Below are 16,549 nucleotides of genomic sequence, written 5' to 3' on the forward strand. Positions count from 1 at the left end.
TTTCCTCCACCGGCTACCCTCCGTGTCGTGGCTGAGATCCAGATTCCCGCTGACATCAAGCCCGCCGACGGACGTTTCGGCGCGGGCCCCTCCAAGGTGCGGACGGAAGCGCTGGACGCGCTGGCCGCGACCGGTACCTCCCTGCTGGGCACCTCCCACCGCCAGGCTCCCGTCAAGAACCTGGTCGGCCAGGTGCGCGAGGGCATCAAGAGCCTGTTCTCCCTGCCCGACGGCTACGAGGTGATCCTCGGCAACGGCGGCTCCACCGCCTTCTGGGACATCGCGACGCACGGCCTGATCGAGAACAGGTCGCAGCACCTGAACTTCGGCGAGTTCTCCTCGAAGTTCGCCAAGGCCGCCAAGCTGGCCCCGTGGCTCGCCGAGCCGGACGTCATCGTCTCCGAGCCGGGCACGCACCCCGAGGCCGTCGCACAGCAGGGCGTGGACGTCTACGCCTTCACGCACAACGAGACCTCCACCGGTGTCGCCATGCCGATCAAGCGCGTGGCCGGCGCCGACGAGGGCTCCCTGGTCCTGGTCGACGCCACCTCCGGCGCGGGCGGCCTGCCGGTCGACATCGCCGAGACGGACGTCTACTACTTCGCCCCGCAGAAGTCCTTCGCCTCCGACGGCGGCCTGTGGATCGGCGTGTTCTCCCCGGCCGCGATCGAGCGCGCCGAGCGCATCCACGCGTCCGGCCGCCACATCCCGGAGTTCTTCTCCCTGCCGACGGCGATCGACAACTCCCGCAAGAACCAGACGTACAACACCCCGGCGCTCGCCACCCTCTTCCTGCTGAACCAGCAGCTGGAGTGGATCAACGGCCAGGGCGGCCTGGACTGGGCGGTCCGCCGCACGGCGACCTCCGCCCGCACGCTGTACGGCTGGGCCGAGGACATCAAGTACGCGAACCCGTTCGTCACCGACCCGGCCAAGCGCTCGCAGGTCATCGGCACGATCGACTTCACGGACGAGGTGGACGCCGCCGCCGTCGCCAAGGTGCTGCGCGCCAACGGCATCGTCGACACCGAGCCGTACCGCAAGCTGGGCCGCAACCAGCTGCGCGTCGCGATGTTCCCGGCGATCGACCCGTCGGACATCGAGGCGCTCACCAAGTGCGTCGACTACGTCATCGAGAAGCTCTGACCTTCCCGCGTACGTGACGAAGGGGGCGCCCGGCGAGTGTCGCCGGGCGCCCCCTGTCGTTGTGTCGGTCGATCAGCGGGCGGAGCCCAGGATCGCGCTCAGGGTGCCGGCGCCGGCCGCCTTCCGCGCCGCGGGCTGCGGCGTCGGGTCGGGGAGCTTGTCGCACACCGCGTCGACCGTGCCCTTGCCGTGCGGGACCTTGCCGTTGGTGAGGTACGCCGCGAGGTGCTTGTCGAGGCAGGCGTTGCCGCTCAGCGTGATGCCGTGGTTGCCGCCGCCCTGCTCCACCACCAGGCTGGAGTTCTTCAGCAGCCGGTGCATGGTGACACCGCCCTGGTAGGGCGTGGCCGCGTCGTCCGTCGCCTGGAACAGCAGCACCGGCGGGAGCTTGCTGTTGGAGACGTTCACCGGCTTCAGCGTCTTGGTCGGCCAGAACGCGCACGGCGCGTTGTACCAGGCGTTGTTCCAGGCCATGAACGGCGCCTTCTCGTGCACCGCCCAGTTGTCCTTGCGCCACTGCTTCCAGTCGCGCGGCCAGGAGGCGTCACGGCACTGCACGGCCGCGTAGACGCTGTAGCCGTTGTCACCGGAGGCGTCGATCGCCGCGATGTTGTCGTACGCCGTCACCAGCGCCGCCGTGTCGTGGTCGTTGACGTACGCCGCGAACGTCCTGGCCAGCGTCGGCCAGTACCCGTTGTAGTAGCCGCCCGGTATGAAGATGTCCTCCAGCTCGGAGGCGCCCACCTTGCCGCCGGCCGGCTTCTTGGCCAGGGCCGCCCGCATGGCGTACCACTTGGCCTCGATCTTCTTCGGGTTCGTGCCGAGCTTGTACGTGGCGTCGTACTTGGCGATCCACGCCATCAGGGCCTTGTGGCGCTTGTCGAAGGCGTAGTCCTGCTGGATGTTGTCCTCGTACCAGACACCGGTCGGGTCGACGATCGAGTCCAGCACCAGGCGCCGCACCCGCTCGGGGTACAGCTTGGCGTAGACGGCGCCGAGGTAGGTGCCGTACGAGTAGCCGAAGTAGTTGATCTTCGACGCGCCGAGGGCCCGGCGGATCGAGTCCATGTCCTTCACGGCGCTGACCGTGTCGATGTACGGCAGGACATCCGCGTACTTGGTGCCGCAGGCCTTGGCGAACGCCTTGGCCCGGTCGACGTTGGCCTTCTCCAGCGCCCGGGTGCTCGGCACGGAGTTGGGGCGCACCGGGTCGAAGTGGCCCGGCTTGCAGTCGAGGGCGGGCTCGCTCTCGCCCACGCCGCGCGGGTCGAAGCCGATGACGTCGTACTGGGCGGCGACCTCCTTCGGGAGGGAGGACGCGACGAACTCGGCCAGCGACAGGCCGCTGCCACCGGGACCGCCGGGGTTGACCAGCAGCGGGCCCTGGGACTTGGACGCGGTGTGCGGCACACGGGAGACGGCCAGCGTGATCTGGCGTCCGCGCGGCTTCGCGTAGTCGAGCGGCACCTTGACCGTCCCGCACTGGAGCGTGGGGGTGTCGTCCGTCCCGCACTTCTTCCAGGCGACCTTGGCGACGGCGGTCGACAGGGCCGTGCTCGCGGAGTGTGGCGAGCTGGCGTTGGCGGGAACGGCGGTGAGTGTCCCGGCCAGGACGACCGTGGCGCCGCACAGTACGGCTGCGCTTCTTCTCATGGAGTTCTCTCGCAACGGTGTCGGGGTCAGACCCACGAGTGACGCGGGCCGTGCCGCATCGTCGCCGAAGTGCGCACCGCTCATATGCGAATTCGAGCAAGACTTGACCAAATCGAGGCACAGCCCGCTCTCAGAAACCCCACGGAAAACGGGAGTTACGGCAATTCCGGACACCCGGCCGGCCCGGCTCCCCCCGCGTCAGGCGAAGGGCGGAGCCGGGCCGGGCACGACCTACCGGCTCAGCTTCTGGAACCGCCGCACCGCCAGCGGCAGGAAGATCGCCGTCAGGATCACCGGCCACACCCCGGCCATCAGCAACGCGTGCTGCTCCACCCAGGAGTCGCCGCCGCCCACCGGCGTGCCGAACAGTTCGCGGGTCGCAGCGGCCGTGGAGGAGATCGGATTCCAGGCGGCCACCCAGCCCAGCCAGTCGGGCATGAGCTGCGGGGCGACGAAGATGCTGGAGATCATCGTCAGCGGGAAGGCCACCGCGAACAGACCGCCCGCCGCCTCCGGGTTGGGAACCAGCAGACCAAGCCAGACGCCGAGCCAGATCAGTGCGAACCGCAGCCACAGCAGCAGCCCGAACGCGGCGAGGAAGCCCCAGCCGCCGTCCGGACGCCAGCCCATGGCCAGCGCGGTGAGCATCAGGATGGCCAACTCGGCGCAGGCGACGATCAGATCGGTCACCCCGCGTCCGGCCACCACCGCGGAGGACGCCATCGGCATGGAGCGGAAGCGGTCGATGACGCCCTTGGTGGAGTCGTACACCACGACGGTCGCGGTGTTGATGAAGCCGAAGGCCATGGTCATCACGAACATGCCCGGCATCAGGAAGTCCTGGTAGTCGCCGCCCCCTGGCACCTTCATCGCGCTGCCGAAGACATAGCCGTACAGAAGGACGGAAAGGATCGGGAAGCCCAACTGCCAGGCGATGTTGACCGGCTGGCGGTGGTAGTGGGTCAGGCCCCGGCGGACGATGTTCCAGCAGTCCGCGAGCGCCCAGTACACCCGGCCGCGGCCGGCCGGTCCGGTCAGGTCGAGCGCGCTCATGCCGCCGCCTCCTTCTCCGTGCGATGTCCGGTCAGGCGCAGGAACACGTCGTCGAGGCTGGGCCGGCGCAGACCGATGTCCTCGACCCGTACGCCCTCGTCCTGCAGCGTGCGGGCGACGTCCGTGAGGGCGGCCACCCGGTCGGTCACGGCGGCGTGCACCCGCAACTCGGTCTCGTCCGCCTCGGGTTCGCCGTCGGCGACCCGGGCGATGACCTTTGCCACGCGCGGGATCTCGGAGCGTTCGGCGACCACCACCTCGATCCGGTCGCCGCCGACCCGGTTCTTCAGGGCGTCCGGGGTGTCGTCGGCGATGGCCCGGCCCTGGTCGATGACGGTGATCCGGGAGGCCAGCCGGTCGGCCTCCTCCAGATACTGCGTGGTCAGCAGCACGGTCGTGCCGTCCGCGACCAACGCCCGTACCGAGTCCCACACTTCCCCGCGGCTGCGCGGGTCGAGCCCCGTCGTCGGCTCGTCCAGGAACAGCACGGCCGGGGCGAGGATCATCGACGCGGCCAGGTCCAGCCGGCGCCGCATGCCGCCGCTGTAGTCGCCGACGCCCTTGTCGGCGGCGTCGGTGAGGTCGAACTGCTCCAGCAACTCGGCGGCCCGCAGCCGGGCCCGCCGGCCGCCCAGGTGGAACAGCCGCCCGAACATCTCCAGGTTCTGCCGCCCGGTGAGCACCTCGTCCACCGCCGCGTACTGCCCGGTCAGCCCGATCCGCGCCCGCACCTCGCGCGGCCGGCGGGCCACGTCGAGCCCGGCCACGGCCGCCCGTCCGCGGTCCGCCCTGATCAGCGTCGACAGGACGCGGACGGCGGTGGTCTTGCCCGCGCCGTTCGGGCCCAGCAGTCCATGCACGGTGCCCGCGCGGACGGCGAGATCGAAACCGTCCAGGGCGCGCTTCTCGCCGTACCGCTTCTCCAGGCCCTCCGCCCGTACGGCGTGACCGTCGTCGTTCATGGGGTCCCCCTTCCATTAACCGGGTACACCGTACCCGATGGCGCGTACGGTGTACCCAGTTTTCGGACGCGGATCTAGACTGCCCGTATGAGCAGCGGTGGCGGCGGTACGGAGACCAGTGGCAGCGGCGACATCGCGCGCACCCTCGACCTGCTCTGGGGCACGGGGCAGATGCCCAGCCGGGGGCCGAAGCCGGGCCTCACCCTCGACCGCATCGTGGAGACCGCCGTCGAGGTCGCCGACCGCGACGGGATCGGCGCGCTGTCGATGCGCCGGATCGCGGCGGAGCTCGGCACCGGCGCCATGTCCCTGTACCGCTACGTCCCCGGCAAGGCGGAGCTGCTCGACCTGATGCTGGACCGGGTGCAGCGCGTCTCGGCGGACGCGGCGGAGCTCGGCGACGGCGGCTGGCGCTCGGCCCTGGAGGCCCTCGGCCGGGCGACCCTCGCCCTGTACCGGCGGCACCCCTGGCTGCTGGAGGTCAACCAGTCCCGGCCGATCCTCGGCCCGAACGCCCTGGACGGCCTGGAGAAGATGCTCGGCCGGATCAAGCCGATGGGCCTGACCGACCCGGAACTGCTGTCGGCGATCATCATGATCGACGGATACGTCGTCGGAGCCGCGCGGACCCAGCTGTACCAGGAGGAGGCGGAGCGCAGCTCGGGGCTGACGGACGCCCAGTTCTGGGAGGCCCAGCGGCCGGCGCTGGAGAAGGCCATGCTCAGCGGGCGCTACCCCGTCCTGGCCGGCCTCTCCGAGGACACCTTCGGCCCCGACTTCGACCACTTCGAGTTCGGCCTGCAGCGCATCCTGGACGGCCTGGAGGTGTTCGTCGCCCGTCGCACGGCGGGCGACGAGGACCGGGCAGGCACAGGGCGCACGGCGGGCGACGCGGACTGAGCGGCGCTCACGCCCGCCGGAACAGCCTCCGCAGGACGAAGAACACGACCAGGACGGCCAGCACCGCCACGGCACCGACCTTCAAGGTTCCGTCCGTGCCGTCGTCCCCGTCCGGGGAGGCCGAACTCCCGCCCGACGACGACGAGTCGGAGCCGGTGTCCCCCGGCGCGTCCTTCGCCACCACCGAGCTGTTCACGCCCTCGCTGCCCAGCATGATCTTGCTTCCGTCGGGCGAGTACGTCACGGACTCCCCCTGCCCGAGCGGCACGCTGACCCGCTCCAGCCGCTTGAGCTTCCCGCCGTTCCAGTCGTAGGCGAGACCCCCGAAGTAGCCGCGGACCACGAGAGTCCGCCCGTCCGGGGAGAAGGCCGCGTCGGTGGCCCACAGGTCGACCGGCGTGGTCGGCTCGAAGACGTTCGCGCCGGACGGGGAGAGCTTCTCCGGGCCCTCGTACAGATGCCCGCCGTCCTCCTGCTTGTCGATGATGTAGACGCGCCCGGTCTTCGGGTGGACCACCATCGACTCGGCGTCCCGGGTGCCGTCGGAGTACTTCACGACGTACTGCGTGGCCCGGACCGACTGGTCCTTCAGGACCTTCGGCTCGGGCAGCCGGTAGATCCACACATAGGGCCACTCCACACCGTCGTTGTCCCCGATGTCACCGACGTACAGCTGGTTGTCGGGGCCCATGGAGATCGCCTCCACGTCGCGTGGCGTCCCCACCCCGGTCAGGGTGATCCGCGCGACCGTCTTGCCGGTGGCGCTGTCGACGGCGTACAGGTAGGCGCCCGTGTCCTGGTCGTTGTGCGTCCAGTAGACGCCCTTGTGCTGGCGGGAGGCGGCCAGGCCGCTGGACTCGGTGATCCGCGGGTCCTCGATCGTGAAGTCCTCGTTCCCGTCGGCGGCGGACGCGGGCAGCGTGAGCGCACCGGTGAGCAGGACCCCGGCGAGTATGGCGAGCGGTCGGCGCATGCCCCAAGCCTGCCATCCGGCCCGGGCGTTCGGAGCGGGGCCCTCGCCGGACATCGCGCCTCGCCGGGGGCGCACGCCGCGTGGCGGGCTTCACACCCCCACCGGCTCCTCGCACCCGCGGGAGATCGTCCATCATGAGCGGATGCTCAGGTTCATGCCCGTCGGCGACTCCATGACCATCGGCAGCGCCGGCGAACACACATGGCGCTACCGCATGTGGCAGCACCTGCGGGACACCCACGGCGGCCCCTTCGCCCTCGTCGGCCCGCGCGAGACGCTGTACGACAAGGCCACCGAGTCCCCGAGCTCGTACGGGTACGCCGACCCCGAGTTCCCGCGCGCCCATCTGGCCGGCTGGGGCGAGGGCTGGCAGCACATGGTCCCGCTGATCGCCGACGCGGTCCGCGCGCACCGGGCCGACGTCCTGCTGGTCTCGCTGGGCCTGATCGACCTGGGCTTCTACACGAACGCCGAGCAGACCGCGGAGAACGTCCGCGCCTTCGTCGCCGAGGCACGCACGGGCAACCCGCGCGTGCGCCTCGTCGTGCTGCCGGTCATCCCGAACGTCCGGGCCGTGGACGACCCGCCCTTCGCCGCGCAGGTCACCCGCTTCAACGAACTCCTGGCAAAGACGGTCGCCGACCTGGACCAGCCCCGCTCCCCGCTGCTGCTGGCGTCCCCGCCGCCGTCGTACGCCATCGACCTGGACACGTACGACGGCACCCACCCGAACGCGAGCGGCGAGCACAAGATCGCCGGGGCCTTCGCGGACGCGATGCACCAGGCCTGGGACCTGGGCGCGCCGTACGGCCCGCTCTGACCCCCCCGTGTGAGCTTCGTCTCCGTGCCGCCGTCACCGTGCGTATCGTTGTACAGCGCGGCTGCACCTGACCGTGGAGCAGCCGGGGAGGAGCGCCACGATGACCGTCCTCGAAGACAGGATCGCGATGGCCGACGCCGACGCCAGCACCCCGAGCCTGGACGAATGGTTCGAGCTGCTCGAGCGTATGCCCGTCCCCGAGGGTTACCGGGTCGAGATCGTCGGGGGCAACGTCTACATGACACCGCAGCGGAGCACGCACTGGGGCATCATCCGCCGAATCGTGCGGGCCCTCGAGGACAGGTTCGGCATGGACGCCGCCGTGTTCTCAGACGTCCGCATCGATTTTCCGGGCCACGACAACGGCTTCTGCCCTGACGTCGCCCTGCTCAAGGATGCGGCCGAGGAGGACGACAGGGGCCACTGGCGATACCAGGACGTCGAGTTCGTCGCCGAGGTCATCTCCCAGGGCACGGCCGCCAACGACTACGGCCCCAAGCGCCTCGCCTACGCCGAGGCCGAGGTCCCCGTCTACTTGATCGCCGATCCGTACCAGGGGCGCTGTCACGTCCACACCGACCCCAAGGACGGCGACTACACGACCTGCACCCGGGTCGACTTCGGCACCGACGTCGACCTGACCGGCACGGTCGTCGACCTCGTCCTGAAGACGGACGACTTCCCCCGCGACTGACGGGGTCGCGCGCCCTTGCCTGGAGCGCACTCGAAGTGGTTAGCGTGCACTCCATGGAGTACACGCAGCTCGGACGCACGGGACTCAAGGTCAGCCGACTCGTCCTCGGCACGATGAACTTCGGACCGCAGACCGACGAGGCCGACAGCCACGCGATCATGGACGCGGCGCTGGACGCCGGCATCAATTTCTTCGACACCGCGAACGTCTATGGGTGGGGCGAGAACAAGGGCCGTACCGAGGAGATCATCGGCAACTGGTTCGCCAAGAGCGGTGACCGGCGCGACAAGGTCGTCCTCGCCACCAAGGTGTACGGCAACATGGGCGCCGACGGCCAGGCGTGGCCCAACCACGACAAGCTCTCCGCGCTGAACATCCGGCGCGCGGTCGACGCCAGCCTCAAGCGGCTGCAGACGGACCACATCGATCTCTACCAGTTCCACCACATCGACCGGAACACCCCGTTCGACGAGATCTGGCAGGCCATCGACGTGCTGGTGCAGCAGGGCAAGGTCCTGTACGCCGGGTCCTCCAACTTCCCCGGCTACAAGATCGCCCAGGCCAACGAGACCGCCGCCCGGCGGGGCGGCACCATCGGGCTGGTCAGCGAGCAGTGCCTCTACAACCTCTTCGAGCGCCGCGCCGAGATGGAGGTCATCCCGGCCGCGCAGGAGTACGGCCTCGGGGTCATCCCCTGGTCGCCGCTGCACGGCGGTCTGCTGGGCGGGGTGCTCAAGAAGGAGGCCGAGGGCCGTCGCCGTACCTCCGGGCGGGCCGCGGAGACCCTCGCCGACCCGGCGGCACACGCCCGCATCAAGGCCTACGAGGACCTGCTCGACAAGCACGGTCTGGAGCCCGGCGAGGCCGCCCTGGCCTGGCTGCTGACCCGGCCCGGCGTCACGGGACCGATCGTCGGCCCGCGCACGGCCGGTCAGCTGGAGTCGGCGCTGCGGGCCGTGGAGCTGGAGCTGAGTGAGGAGCTGCTGGCCGGGCTGGACGAGGTGTTCCCGGGTCCGGGGCCGTCGCCGGAGGCGTTCGCCTGGTAGAGGCCGGACAGGCGGCGCGAGGTCACCGTCCGAGCGCCGCCGCCACGGCCACGAGGACGAACATCAGCACGAGCGCACCGGCCATGATCCGGTTACGGGTTTTCGGGTCCACGCCATCGAGGTTAACCGGCGGCCCCGAACGGCCGCCGGGCGACCACCTCGTAGCGGGGCTGCTCGCCCGGTACGCCGGAGGTGGGCAGATGGCTGCGGACGACCGCCAGCTCGGCCACGGTCCAGGTGCGGCTGGTGAAGTCCGCGAGGGCCGTCACATACGGCCGGGTGTCCACGGCGGTCCGGCTGCGGGCCAGCGTCAGATGGGCCTTGTACCGGCGGTGCTCCCCCATCGGCACGCCCGCCTTCGTGGCCGCCGCCTCGCAGCGCCCCGCGAGCACGCGCAGGGCGGGCACGTCACCGCCGGCGCCCGTCCACAGGGCCCGCCCGTGCCCGAACTGGCCCCCTCCGTGCAGCGCCAGCGGGAAGGGCGCCGTCCGCCGGGCGGCCCGCTCCAGCCGGGCGGACAGGGCGGGCAGGAGGTCGTCGTCGACCTCGCCGAAGAAGGCGACGGTGAAGTGCCAGCCGGGCCGCGCGGTCCAGCGCAGCAGGTCGGCGCCGGGCAGGCTCCGCAGGGCCGCGACCTCGGTGTGCAGTTCCCGCGCCACGTCGTCCGGCGGCAGCACGGCGGCGAAGAGTCTCATGGTGCAAGTCTCGCCGCCGTGCCCGTGTCCGTCCTGGGCCGTGTCCGCAAAGTCCCGCCTGCCGCCCGGCGCCCGGCACGCCTCTCGCCGGACACGACCTATGCGGCGGTCGCCAGCTGCTCGCGCTCGCGCGGTACGAACCGCACCTTCGGGTGCCCGTGGCACCAGCCGACCGAGAGGCGCAGCCCGCCCATACGGGCCAGCACCAGGCCGACGGCGACGGCCGCGGCGGCGGTCACGGCGCCGCCCGAGGCGAGGCCCGCCCGGACGCCGTACGCGTCCGTGACCCAGCCGGCGATCGGGGCGCCGAGGGGGGCGCCGCCCATGAAGACCATCATGTAGAGGGCCATCACCCGGCCGCGCATGCTCGGGTCGGTGCCCATCTGGATGCTGCTGTTGGCGGTGACGTTGACCGTCATGCCGAACATGCCGATGGGGACCATGAGCAGGGCGAACAGCCACAGGGAGGGCGCGACGGCCGCCACGATCTCCATGGCGCCGAAGGCGACGGCCCCGGCGATCAGCACCCGCATCCGGGCCGTGCCGCGCCGGGCGGCGAGCAGCGCTCCGGCGAGGGAGCCGACGGCCATCAGGGTGTTGAAGAGGCTGTAGGAGCCGGCGCCGGCGCGGAAGACGTCGTCGGCGAAGGCGGACAGGAAGACGGGGAAGTTGAAGCCGAAGGTGCTGACGAACCCGGCGAGGACGATGGTCCAGATCAGGTCCGGGCGCCCGGCGACATAGTGCAGTCCCTCGCGCAGCTGTCCCTTGCCGCGCGGCGCCCGCTCGACGACGTGCAGCTCGCGGGCCCGCATCAGCAGCAGGCCCGCGATGGGTGCGACGAAGGACAGGCCGTTGGCGAGGAAGGCCCAGCCGGTGCCGACCCCGGTGATCATCAGACCGGCCACGGCGGGTCCGACGAGCCGGGCGGACTGGAAGTTCGCGGAGTTGAGGCTGACGGCGTTCTGCAGCTGGCCGGGGCCGACCATCTCGGAGACGAACGACTGCCGGGCCGGGTTGTCGAGGACGGTCGCGAAGCCGACGGCGAGGGCGGCCAGGTAGACGTGCCAGACCTGGACGTGTCCGGTGAGGGTGAGGGCGGCGAGCGCGACGCCGGTGAGACCCATCGCGGACTGTGTGGCGATGAGGGTGGGGCGCTTGGGCAGCCGGTCGACGAGGACGCCGCCGTACAGGCCGAAGAGCAGCATGGGCAGGAACTGCAGCGCGGTGGTGATGCCGACGGCGGTCGCGGAGCCGGTGAGGCTGAGCACCAGCCAGTCCTGGGCGATGCGCTGCATCCAGGTTCCGGTGTTGGAGACGACCTGGCCGAGGAAGAACAGCCGGTAGTTCCGGATCCGCAGCGAGCTGAACATCGAGTTGCGGCGCTCGGGAACGGGCGGGGAGTCGTGGGTGGTCGGTGCGGGGGCGGAGTCTGCTCCGGGTCCCGAACTCAAAAGTGGTCGCCTCCTTGGTGACTGCCTACAGGTGTGCGAGCTTCTCCAGGACGGGGGCGGCGGCGCGCAGGGTCGCCCACTCGTCCTCGTCGAGCCCCTCGACGAGGGTGGCCAGGAAGGCGTTCCGCTTGGTGCGGCTCTCGGCGAGCATGGTCTCGGCCTGCTCGGTCTTCGTGACGACCTTCTGGCGCCGGTCCTCCGGGTGGGGCTCCAGCCGGACGAGGCCCTTGGCTTCCAGCAGGGCGACGATGCGCGTCATCGACGGCGGCTGGACGTGCTCCTTGCGGGCCAGCTCACCGGGGGTGGCGCTGCCGCAGAGGGAGAGGGTGCCGAGCACCGACATCTCGGTGGGGCTCAGCGACTCGTCGACCCGCTGGTGCTTGAGGCGGCGGGAGAGGCGCATGACCGCGGAGCGCAGGGAGTTCACGGCGGCAGCGTCGTCGCCATGGGTGAGGTCCGACATGTTCATTAGCGTAACTCATTACTCTGGCTAAATACCACTGGGGACGCGTGGGCCTCCCGTGACTCCCGCCACGTCACGCGTTCGTCACTCATATGGGTGATCCAGCGGCGGAACGTGACACACCGCACCGGAAGGTGCCGCGACCCTCGTGTGCATGGGGACCAGCGTGCTCAGCCTGCGGATAGACCACGAGCTGCTCGACCGGCTGCGCCGGCATGCCGCCAAAAGAGGAATGAGCGTCCAGGACTATGTGGTCCGGACGCTCATCCGTGATGACTTCGACGAACGGTTCCAGTCCGCCGTCGAGGAGACAGAGAAGTTCTACGGCGTCACGTGAGACCCAGGGCCGGCATCAGGTAGTAGAAGCCGAACACCGCCGCCACCACGTACATCGCGGCCGGGACCTCCCGGCCGCGGCCGGCGGCCAGCCGCAGCACCGCGAAGGTGATGAAGCCCATGCCGATGCCGTTGGTGATCGAGTAGGTGAACGGCATCATCACCATCGTCACGAAGGCCGGGATCGCGATCGTGTAGTCGGCCCAGTCGATCTCCTTGACGGAGTTCGCGAGGATCAGGAAGCCGACCGCGAGCAGGGCCGGGGTGGCCGCCTGGGACGGCACCATCGTGGCGACCGGCGTCAGGAACAGCGCCACCGCGAACAGACCGCCGGTGACGACGTTGGCGAGGCCCGTGCGGGCGCCCTCGCCGACGCCGGCCGTGGACTCCACGAAGGCCGTCGTGGCCGAGGAGGAGCTGGCGCCGCCCGCGGCGACGGCGAGACCGTCGACGAACAGCACCTTGTTGATGCCCGGCATCTGGCCGCGGCCGTCGGTCAGCTTCGCCTCGTCGCTGACGCCCATGATCGTGCCCATGGCGTCGAAGAAGCAGGAGAGCAGGACGGTGAAGACGAACAGGACGCCCGTCAGCACGCCGACCTTGCCGAAGCCGCCGAACAGGCTGACCTCGCCGATCAGCCCGAAGTCGGGGCTGGCGACCGGGTTGCCGGGCCACTTCGGGGTGGTCAGGCCCCAGGACGGCACGGTCGCGACGGCCTCGATGACGACGGCGACCACGGTCATCGCGACGATCGAGATGAGGATCGCGCCGGGGACCTTGCGGACGATCAGCGCGAGGGTGAGCAGCGAGCCGAGCACGAAGACCAGCACCGGCCAGCCGACCAGGTGACCGCCGGTGCCGAGCTGGAGCGGCACCGTGGTCTGGGCGACGTCCGGGATACGGCTGACGAAGCCGGAGTCGACGAGGCCGATCAGCATGATGAACAGGCCGATACCGATGGCGATGGCCTTGCGCAGGCCGAACGGCACGGCGTTCATGACGCGCTCGCGCAGACCGGTGGCGACGAGCAGCATGACCACGAATCCGGCCAGGACCACCATGCCCATCGCGTCGGGCCAGGACATGCGCGGGGCGAGCTGGAGGGCGACGACGGAGTTCACGCCGAGGCCGGCGGCGAGCGCGATCGGCACATTGCCGATGACGCCCATCAGCAGGGTGCTGAAGGCGGCCGTGACGGCGGTGGCGGTGACCAGCTGGGCGTTGTCCAGCTGATGCCCGTACATGTCCTTCGCGCTGCCCAGGATGATCGGGTTCAGCACGATGATGTACGCCATCGCGAAGAAGGTGGCGAGACCGCCGCGGATCTCGCGCGGCACGGTGCTGCCGCGTTCGGAGATCTTGAAGAAGCGGTCGAGTGCGCCGTAGGTGGGCCCGGCTCCCGGCTGTTCAGGGGTGGGGGCCTTGGCAGGAGCCGAGGTGGACATGCTTTTGGTGTTTCCTACGAAGAGAAGTGGTCAGACTCAAACCGTTTCAGTATGAACATATAAAGCCCGGAAGAGCCATCTCCGCGCGTAGACCTGATCGCCTCGTAAGCTGTGTCGCATGGCGAAGTGGACCCCCAAGCACGAGGCGCCGGAGCCCCTGGAGGGCCCCGTGGTCGCGACCATCACCGGCGGCACCATCATCTGGTTCGTCCTCTTCGTCGTGCAGCTGCCGTTCTACGGCTGGTTCGACGACCACGGGCGCACCTGGTGGGTGTGGACCTGCCTGGCCGGCGGCGGCCTCGGCCTCATCGGCATCTGGTACGTCCGCCGGCGCGAGACGGCCATCAAGCGGGTGGCGGCGGAGCGGGAGAGCGCCGGCGCGCGCGCCGGGCGGCCGACGGCGCCCTCCGCCGAATAGCGGCCGTACGACCCCGGTACGAGACGGCTCCTCCCGCGGTCGGAACTTACGCGCACTCGGCGGGTGAACTCCCCGCTCCGCACGTACCGTCGAATGCATGACGCATGCCGACGCGGGCACCGATGTGGACCACCCCGTGCACGCCGCCTCCGTCACCGTCGCGGCGGGCGGGCTCACCGCGGCCGAGGTCGCCGAACGGGTCGCCCGGGGAGCCGTCAACGACGTGCCGGTGCGCAGCAGCCGGTCCATGGCGGAGATCGTCCGCGCCAACGTCTTCACCCGGTTCAACGCGATCATCGGCGTGCTCTGGCTGATCATGCTGTTCGTCGCGCCGATCCAGGACAGCCTGTTCGGCTTCGTCATCCTCGCCAACACGGGCATCGGGATCGTCCAGGAGTGGCGGGCCAAGAAGACCCTGGACTCGCTCGCGGTGATCGGGGAGGCGCGGCCCACGGTCCGCCGGGACGGGGTCGCCGCCGAGATCGGCACCTCCGAGATCGTCCTCGACGACCTCGTGGAGATCGGGCCCGGGGACAAGGCCGTGGTGGACGGGGTGTGCGTCGAGGCCGACGGCCTGGAGATCGACGAGTCGCTGCTCACCGGCGAGGCCGACCCGGTGGTCAAACGGCCCGGCGACGCGGTCCTGTCCGGCAGCTTCGTCGTCGCCGGGGGCGGCGCCTTCCAGGCCACCAAGGTCGGACGCGAGGCGTACGCGGCGCAGCTCGCCGAGGAGGCGTCCCGGTTCACGCTCGTCCACTCCGAGCTGCGGTCGGGCATCTCGACCATCCTCAAGTACGTGACCTGGATGATGGTCCCGGCCGCGATCGGTCTGATCATCACGCAGCTGTTCGTCAAGGAGAACGACCTCGACGACTCGATCGCCCGGACCGTCGGCGGCATCGTGCCGATGGTCCCGGAGGGGCTGGTGCTGCTCACCTCGGTCGCCTTCGCCATCGGTGTCATCCGGCTCGGCCGCAAGCAGTGCCTGGTGCAGGAGCTGCCCGCCATCGAGGGCCTGGCCCGCGTCGACACCGTCTGCCTCGACAAGACCGGCACCCTCACCGAGGGCGGCATGGACGTCACCGCGCTGCGCACCCTGGACGGCTTCGACGAGTCCTACGTCCGTACGGTCCTCGGCGCCCTCGGCGAGTCCGACCCCCGCCCCAACGCCTCCCTGAAGGCCGTCATCGCCGCCTACCCCGCCGCCGAGGACTGGCGCCGCACCGCCGCGCTGCCGTTCTCCTCCGCCCGCAAGTACAGCGGCGCCACCTTCAGCGAGGGCGACGGCCAGTCCGGCACCTGGCTGCTGGGCGCGCCCGACGTCCTGCTCTCCGACGACCATCCCGCGCTGACCGAGACCGACCGGCTGAACGAGCAGGGCCTGCGGGTGCTGCTGCTCGCCCGGGCCGCCCGCGAGCTCGACGACCCCGAGGTCGCCCTGGACGCGAAGCCGGCCGCCCTCGTCGTCCTTGAGCAGCGGCTGCGGCCCGACGCCGCCGACACCCTGCGCTACTTCGCCGAGCAGAACGTCCAGGCCAAGGTGATCTCCGGGGACAACGCGGTGTCGGTGGGCGCGGTCGCGACCAAGCTCGGGCTGACCGGGACGACCGTCGACGCGCGCCGGCTGCCCCGGGAGCGGGACGAGATGGCCGGCGCGATCGAGGACGCCACCGTGTTCGGGCGGGTCACCCCGCAGCAGAAGCGGGACATGGTGGGGGCACTGCAGTCCCGCGGCCACACCGTCGCGATGACCGGCGACGGTGTGAACGACGTGCTCGCGTTGAAGGACGCCGACATCGGGGTCGCCATGGGCTCCGGGTCGGAGGCCACCCGGGCCGTCGCCCAGATCGTGCTGCTGAACAACAGCTTCGCGTCGCTGCCGTCGGTGGTGGCGGAGGGGCGGCGGGTGATCGGCAACATCACGCGCGTGGCGACCCTCTTCCTCGTGAAGACGGTCTACTCGGTGCTGCTGGCGCTGATGGTGGTGTTCTGGCAGGTGGAGTACCCGTTCCTGCCCCGCCATCTGACCCTGCTGTCGACGCTCACCATCGGGGTCCCCGCCTTCTTCCTGGCGCTCGCGCCGAACCGGGAGCGGGCGCAGCCCCACTTCGTACGGCGGGTCATGCGCTACGCGATCCCGGGCGGGGTGGTGGCGGCGGTGGCGACGTTCGCGACGTATCTGATCGCCCGCGCCCACTACTCGGGGGACGACAGCCTGCCCGCGGAGACCAGCGTGGCCACCCTGACGCTGTTCCTGATCTCCATGTGGGTGCTGGTCATCATCGCCCGGCCGTACACCTGGTGGCGGATCGCGCTGGTGGCCGCGATGGGCTTCGCGTTCCTGCTGGTGCTGGTGGTGCCGTGGCTGCAGGAGTTCTTCGCGCTGCGGCTGGTCGGGATGACGATGCCGTGGATCGCGGTCGGTATCGCGGCGGTGGCGGCGGTCGCCCTGGAGTTCCTGTGGAAGTGGGTCGACCGCCGGGTCCCGTGCTGA

Annotated in this window: 16 protein-coding genes; 8 read left to right on the forward strand and 8 right to left on the reverse strand. The window is 70.5% G+C overall.

Features of this window, described 5'->3' with window-relative positions:
- The first annotated feature begins 27 nt into the window (after window positions 1-27).
- Entirely contained in the window at window positions 28-1,146 is a 1,119-nt protein-coding gene (gene serC, locus DC008_RS15200) for a phosphoserine transaminase (RefSeq protein WP_055623649.1), read from the forward strand.
- A gap of 72 nt (window positions 1,147-1,218) precedes the next feature.
- Here the strand turns inward: serC and DC008_RS15205 are convergent, their stop codons facing one another.
- The 3 genes from DC008_RS15205 to DC008_RS15215 all read right to left on the reverse strand — a co-directional run bounded on the left by DC008_RS15205 (window position 1,219) and on the right by DC008_RS15215 (window position 4,814).
- Entirely contained in the window at window positions 1,219-2,799 is a 1,581-nt protein-coding gene (locus DC008_RS15205) for an alpha/beta hydrolase (protein WP_108707454.1), read from the reverse strand.
- A 231-nt stretch (window positions 2,800-3,030) separates the two neighbouring features.
- A complete protein-coding gene (locus DC008_RS15210) occupies window positions 3,031-3,852 on the reverse strand; it encodes an ABC transporter permease (RefSeq protein WP_108707455.1) in 822 nt (273 codons plus the stop codon).
- Complete coding sequence (locus tag DC008_RS15215) at window positions 3,849-4,814, reverse strand: ATP-binding cassette domain-containing protein (RefSeq protein WP_108707456.1); 966 nt, start codon at window positions 4,812-4,814, stop codon at window positions 3,849-3,851. The genes DC008_RS15210 and DC008_RS15215 overlap by 4 nt, the downstream gene beginning before the upstream one ends.
- Window positions 4,815-4,901: 87 nt before the next feature.
- Between DC008_RS15215 and DC008_RS15220 the strand changes: the two genes are divergently transcribed.
- Complete coding sequence (locus DC008_RS15220) at window positions 4,902-5,714, forward strand: TetR/AcrR family transcriptional regulator (protein WP_108707457.1); 813 nt, start codon at window positions 4,902-4,904, stop codon at window positions 5,712-5,714.
- A 7-nt stretch (window positions 5,715-5,721) separates the two neighbouring features.
- On the opposite strand, the gene DC008_RS15225 is transcribed toward DC008_RS15220, so the two are convergent.
- On the reverse strand, window positions 5,722-6,687 hold the full coding sequence (locus DC008_RS15225) for a lactonase family protein (protein WP_108707458.1): 966 nt from the start codon (window positions 6,685-6,687) through the stop codon (window positions 5,722-5,724).
- Between the two features lie 142 nt (window positions 6,688-6,829).
- Here DC008_RS15225 and DC008_RS15230 point away from each other — a divergent pair, with 142 nt between their 5' ends.
- The 3 genes from DC008_RS15230 to DC008_RS15240 all read left to right on the forward strand — a co-directional run bounded on the left by DC008_RS15230 (window position 6,830) and on the right by DC008_RS15240 (window position 9,247).
- Window positions 6,830-7,507 carry an SGNH/GDSL hydrolase family protein gene (locus DC008_RS15230; protein WP_108707459.1) on the forward strand — a complete coding sequence of 226 codons (678 nt, stop codon included), beginning with the start codon at window positions 6,830-6,832 and terminating at the stop codon, window positions 7,505-7,507.
- A gap of 100 nt (window positions 7,508-7,607) precedes the next feature.
- On the forward strand, window positions 7,608-8,201 hold the full coding sequence (locus tag DC008_RS15235; RefSeq protein ID WP_108707460.1) for a Uma2 family endonuclease: 594 nt from the start codon (window positions 7,608-7,610) through the stop codon (window positions 8,199-8,201).
- A 53-nt stretch (window positions 8,202-8,254) separates the two neighbouring features.
- Window positions 8,255-9,247 (forward strand): aldo/keto reductase, encoded by a 993-nt coding sequence (locus DC008_RS15240; protein ID WP_108707461.1) that lies wholly within the window; start codon window positions 8,255-8,257, stop codon window positions 9,245-9,247.
- A gap of 122 nt (window positions 9,248-9,369) precedes the next feature.
- Here DC008_RS15240 and thpR read toward each other — a convergent pair whose 3' ends face one another.
- The 3 genes from thpR to DC008_RS15255 form a co-directional block, all read right to left on the reverse strand.
- Window positions 9,370-9,942 carry an RNA 2',3'-cyclic phosphodiesterase gene (thpR, locus tag DC008_RS15245; RefSeq protein WP_108707462.1) on the reverse strand — a complete coding sequence of 191 codons (573 nt, stop codon included), beginning with the start codon at window positions 9,940-9,942 and terminating at the stop codon, window positions 9,370-9,372.
- 98 nt (window positions 9,943-10,040) lie between these two features.
- Complete coding sequence (locus DC008_RS15250; RefSeq protein WP_108707463.1) at window positions 10,041-11,393, reverse strand: MFS transporter; 1,353 nt, start codon at window positions 11,391-11,393, stop codon at window positions 10,041-10,043.
- A gap of 25 nt (window positions 11,394-11,418) precedes the next feature.
- The gene (locus DC008_RS15255) at window positions 11,419-11,856 is read right to left on the reverse strand and encodes a MarR family winged helix-turn-helix transcriptional regulator (RefSeq protein WP_055623692.1); all 438 of its coding nucleotides are present in this window, start codon (window positions 11,854-11,856) and stop codon (window positions 11,419-11,421) included.
- Window positions 11,857-12,010: 154 nt separating this feature from the next.
- Between DC008_RS15255 and DC008_RS15260 the strand changes: the two genes are divergently transcribed.
- Entirely contained in the window at window positions 12,011-12,193 is a 183-nt protein-coding gene (locus tag DC008_RS15260) for a ribbon-helix-helix protein, CopG family (protein ID WP_108710711.1), read from the forward strand.
- Here the strand turns inward: DC008_RS15260 and DC008_RS15265 are convergent.
- Entirely contained in the window at window positions 12,186-13,637 is a 1,452-nt protein-coding gene (locus DC008_RS15265; RefSeq protein WP_108707464.1) for an NCS2 family permease, read from the reverse strand. The genes DC008_RS15260 and DC008_RS15265 overlap by 8 nt on opposite strands.
- Window positions 13,638-13,755: 118 nt before the next feature.
- Here DC008_RS15265 and DC008_RS15270 point away from each other — a divergent pair, with 118 nt between their 5' ends.
- Together DC008_RS15270 and DC008_RS15275 are read left to right on the forward strand one after the other, a co-directional pair.
- Window positions 13,756-14,055, forward strand: a complete 300-nt coding sequence (locus DC008_RS15270) for a DUF2530 domain-containing protein (protein ID WP_108707465.1) — start codon at window positions 13,756-13,758, stop codon at window positions 14,053-14,055.
- Between the two features lie 97 nt (window positions 14,056-14,152).
- Complete coding sequence (locus DC008_RS15275; protein ID WP_108707466.1) at window positions 14,153-16,549, forward strand: cation-translocating P-type ATPase; 2,397 nt, start codon at window positions 14,153-14,155, stop codon at window positions 16,547-16,549.

The sequence above is a fragment of the Streptomyces nigra genome (genome assembly GCF_003074055.1).
Classification (GTDB): domain Bacteria; phylum Actinomycetota; class Actinomycetes; order Streptomycetales; family Streptomycetaceae; genus Streptomyces; species Streptomyces nigra.

Excerpts from the sequence above, each read along its gene's own strand:
- DC008_RS15235 (WP_108707460.1), top strand. The coding sequence starts at position 7,608 with ATGACCGTCCTCGAAGACAGGATCGCGATGGCCGACGCCGACGCCAGC.
- DC008_RS15270 (WP_108707465.1), top strand. The coding sequence starts at position 13,756 with ATGGCGAAGTGGACCCCCAAGCACGAGGCGCCGGAGCCCCTGGAGGGC.
- DC008_RS15205 (WP_108707454.1), bottom strand. The coding sequence starts at position 2,799 with ATGAGAAGAAGCGCAGCCGTACTGTGCGGCGCCACGGTCGTCCTGGCC.
- DC008_RS15240 (WP_108707461.1), top strand. The coding sequence starts at position 8,255 with ATGGAGTACACGCAGCTCGGACGCACGGGACTCAAGGTCAGCCGACTC.
- DC008_RS15260 (WP_108710711.1), top strand. The coding sequence starts at position 12,011 with ATGGGGACCAGCGTGCTCAGCCTGCGGATAGACCACGAGCTGCTCGAC.
- DC008_RS15255 (WP_055623692.1), bottom strand. The coding sequence starts at position 11,856 with ATGTCGGACCTCACCCATGGCGACGACGCTGCCGCCGTGAACTCCCTG.
- thpR (WP_108707462.1), bottom strand. The coding sequence starts at position 9,942 with ATGAGACTCTTCGCCGCCGTGCTGCCGCCGGACGACGTGGCGCGGGAA.
- DC008_RS15215 (WP_108707456.1), bottom strand. The coding sequence starts at position 4,814 with ATGAACGACGACGGTCACGCCGTACGGGCGGAGGGCCTGGAGAAGCGG.
- DC008_RS15220 (WP_108707457.1), top strand. The coding sequence starts at position 4,902 with ATGAGCAGCGGTGGCGGCGGTACGGAGACCAGTGGCAGCGGCGACATC.
- DC008_RS15275 (WP_108707466.1), top strand. The coding sequence starts at position 14,153 with ATGACGCATGCCGACGCGGGCACCGATGTGGACCACCCCGTGCACGCC.
- DC008_RS15210 (WP_108707455.1), bottom strand. The coding sequence starts at position 3,852 with ATGAGCGCGCTCGACCTGACCGGACCGGCCGGCCGCGGCCGGGTGTAC.
- DC008_RS15230 (WP_108707459.1), top strand. The coding sequence starts at position 6,830 with ATGCTCAGGTTCATGCCCGTCGGCGACTCCATGACCATCGGCAGCGCC.
- DC008_RS15225 (WP_108707458.1), bottom strand. The coding sequence starts at position 6,687 with ATGCGCCGACCGCTCGCCATACTCGCCGGGGTCCTGCTCACCGGTGCG.
- DC008_RS15265 (WP_108707464.1), bottom strand. The coding sequence starts at position 13,637 with ATGTCCACCTCGGCTCCTGCCAAGGCCCCCACCCCTGAACAGCCGGGA.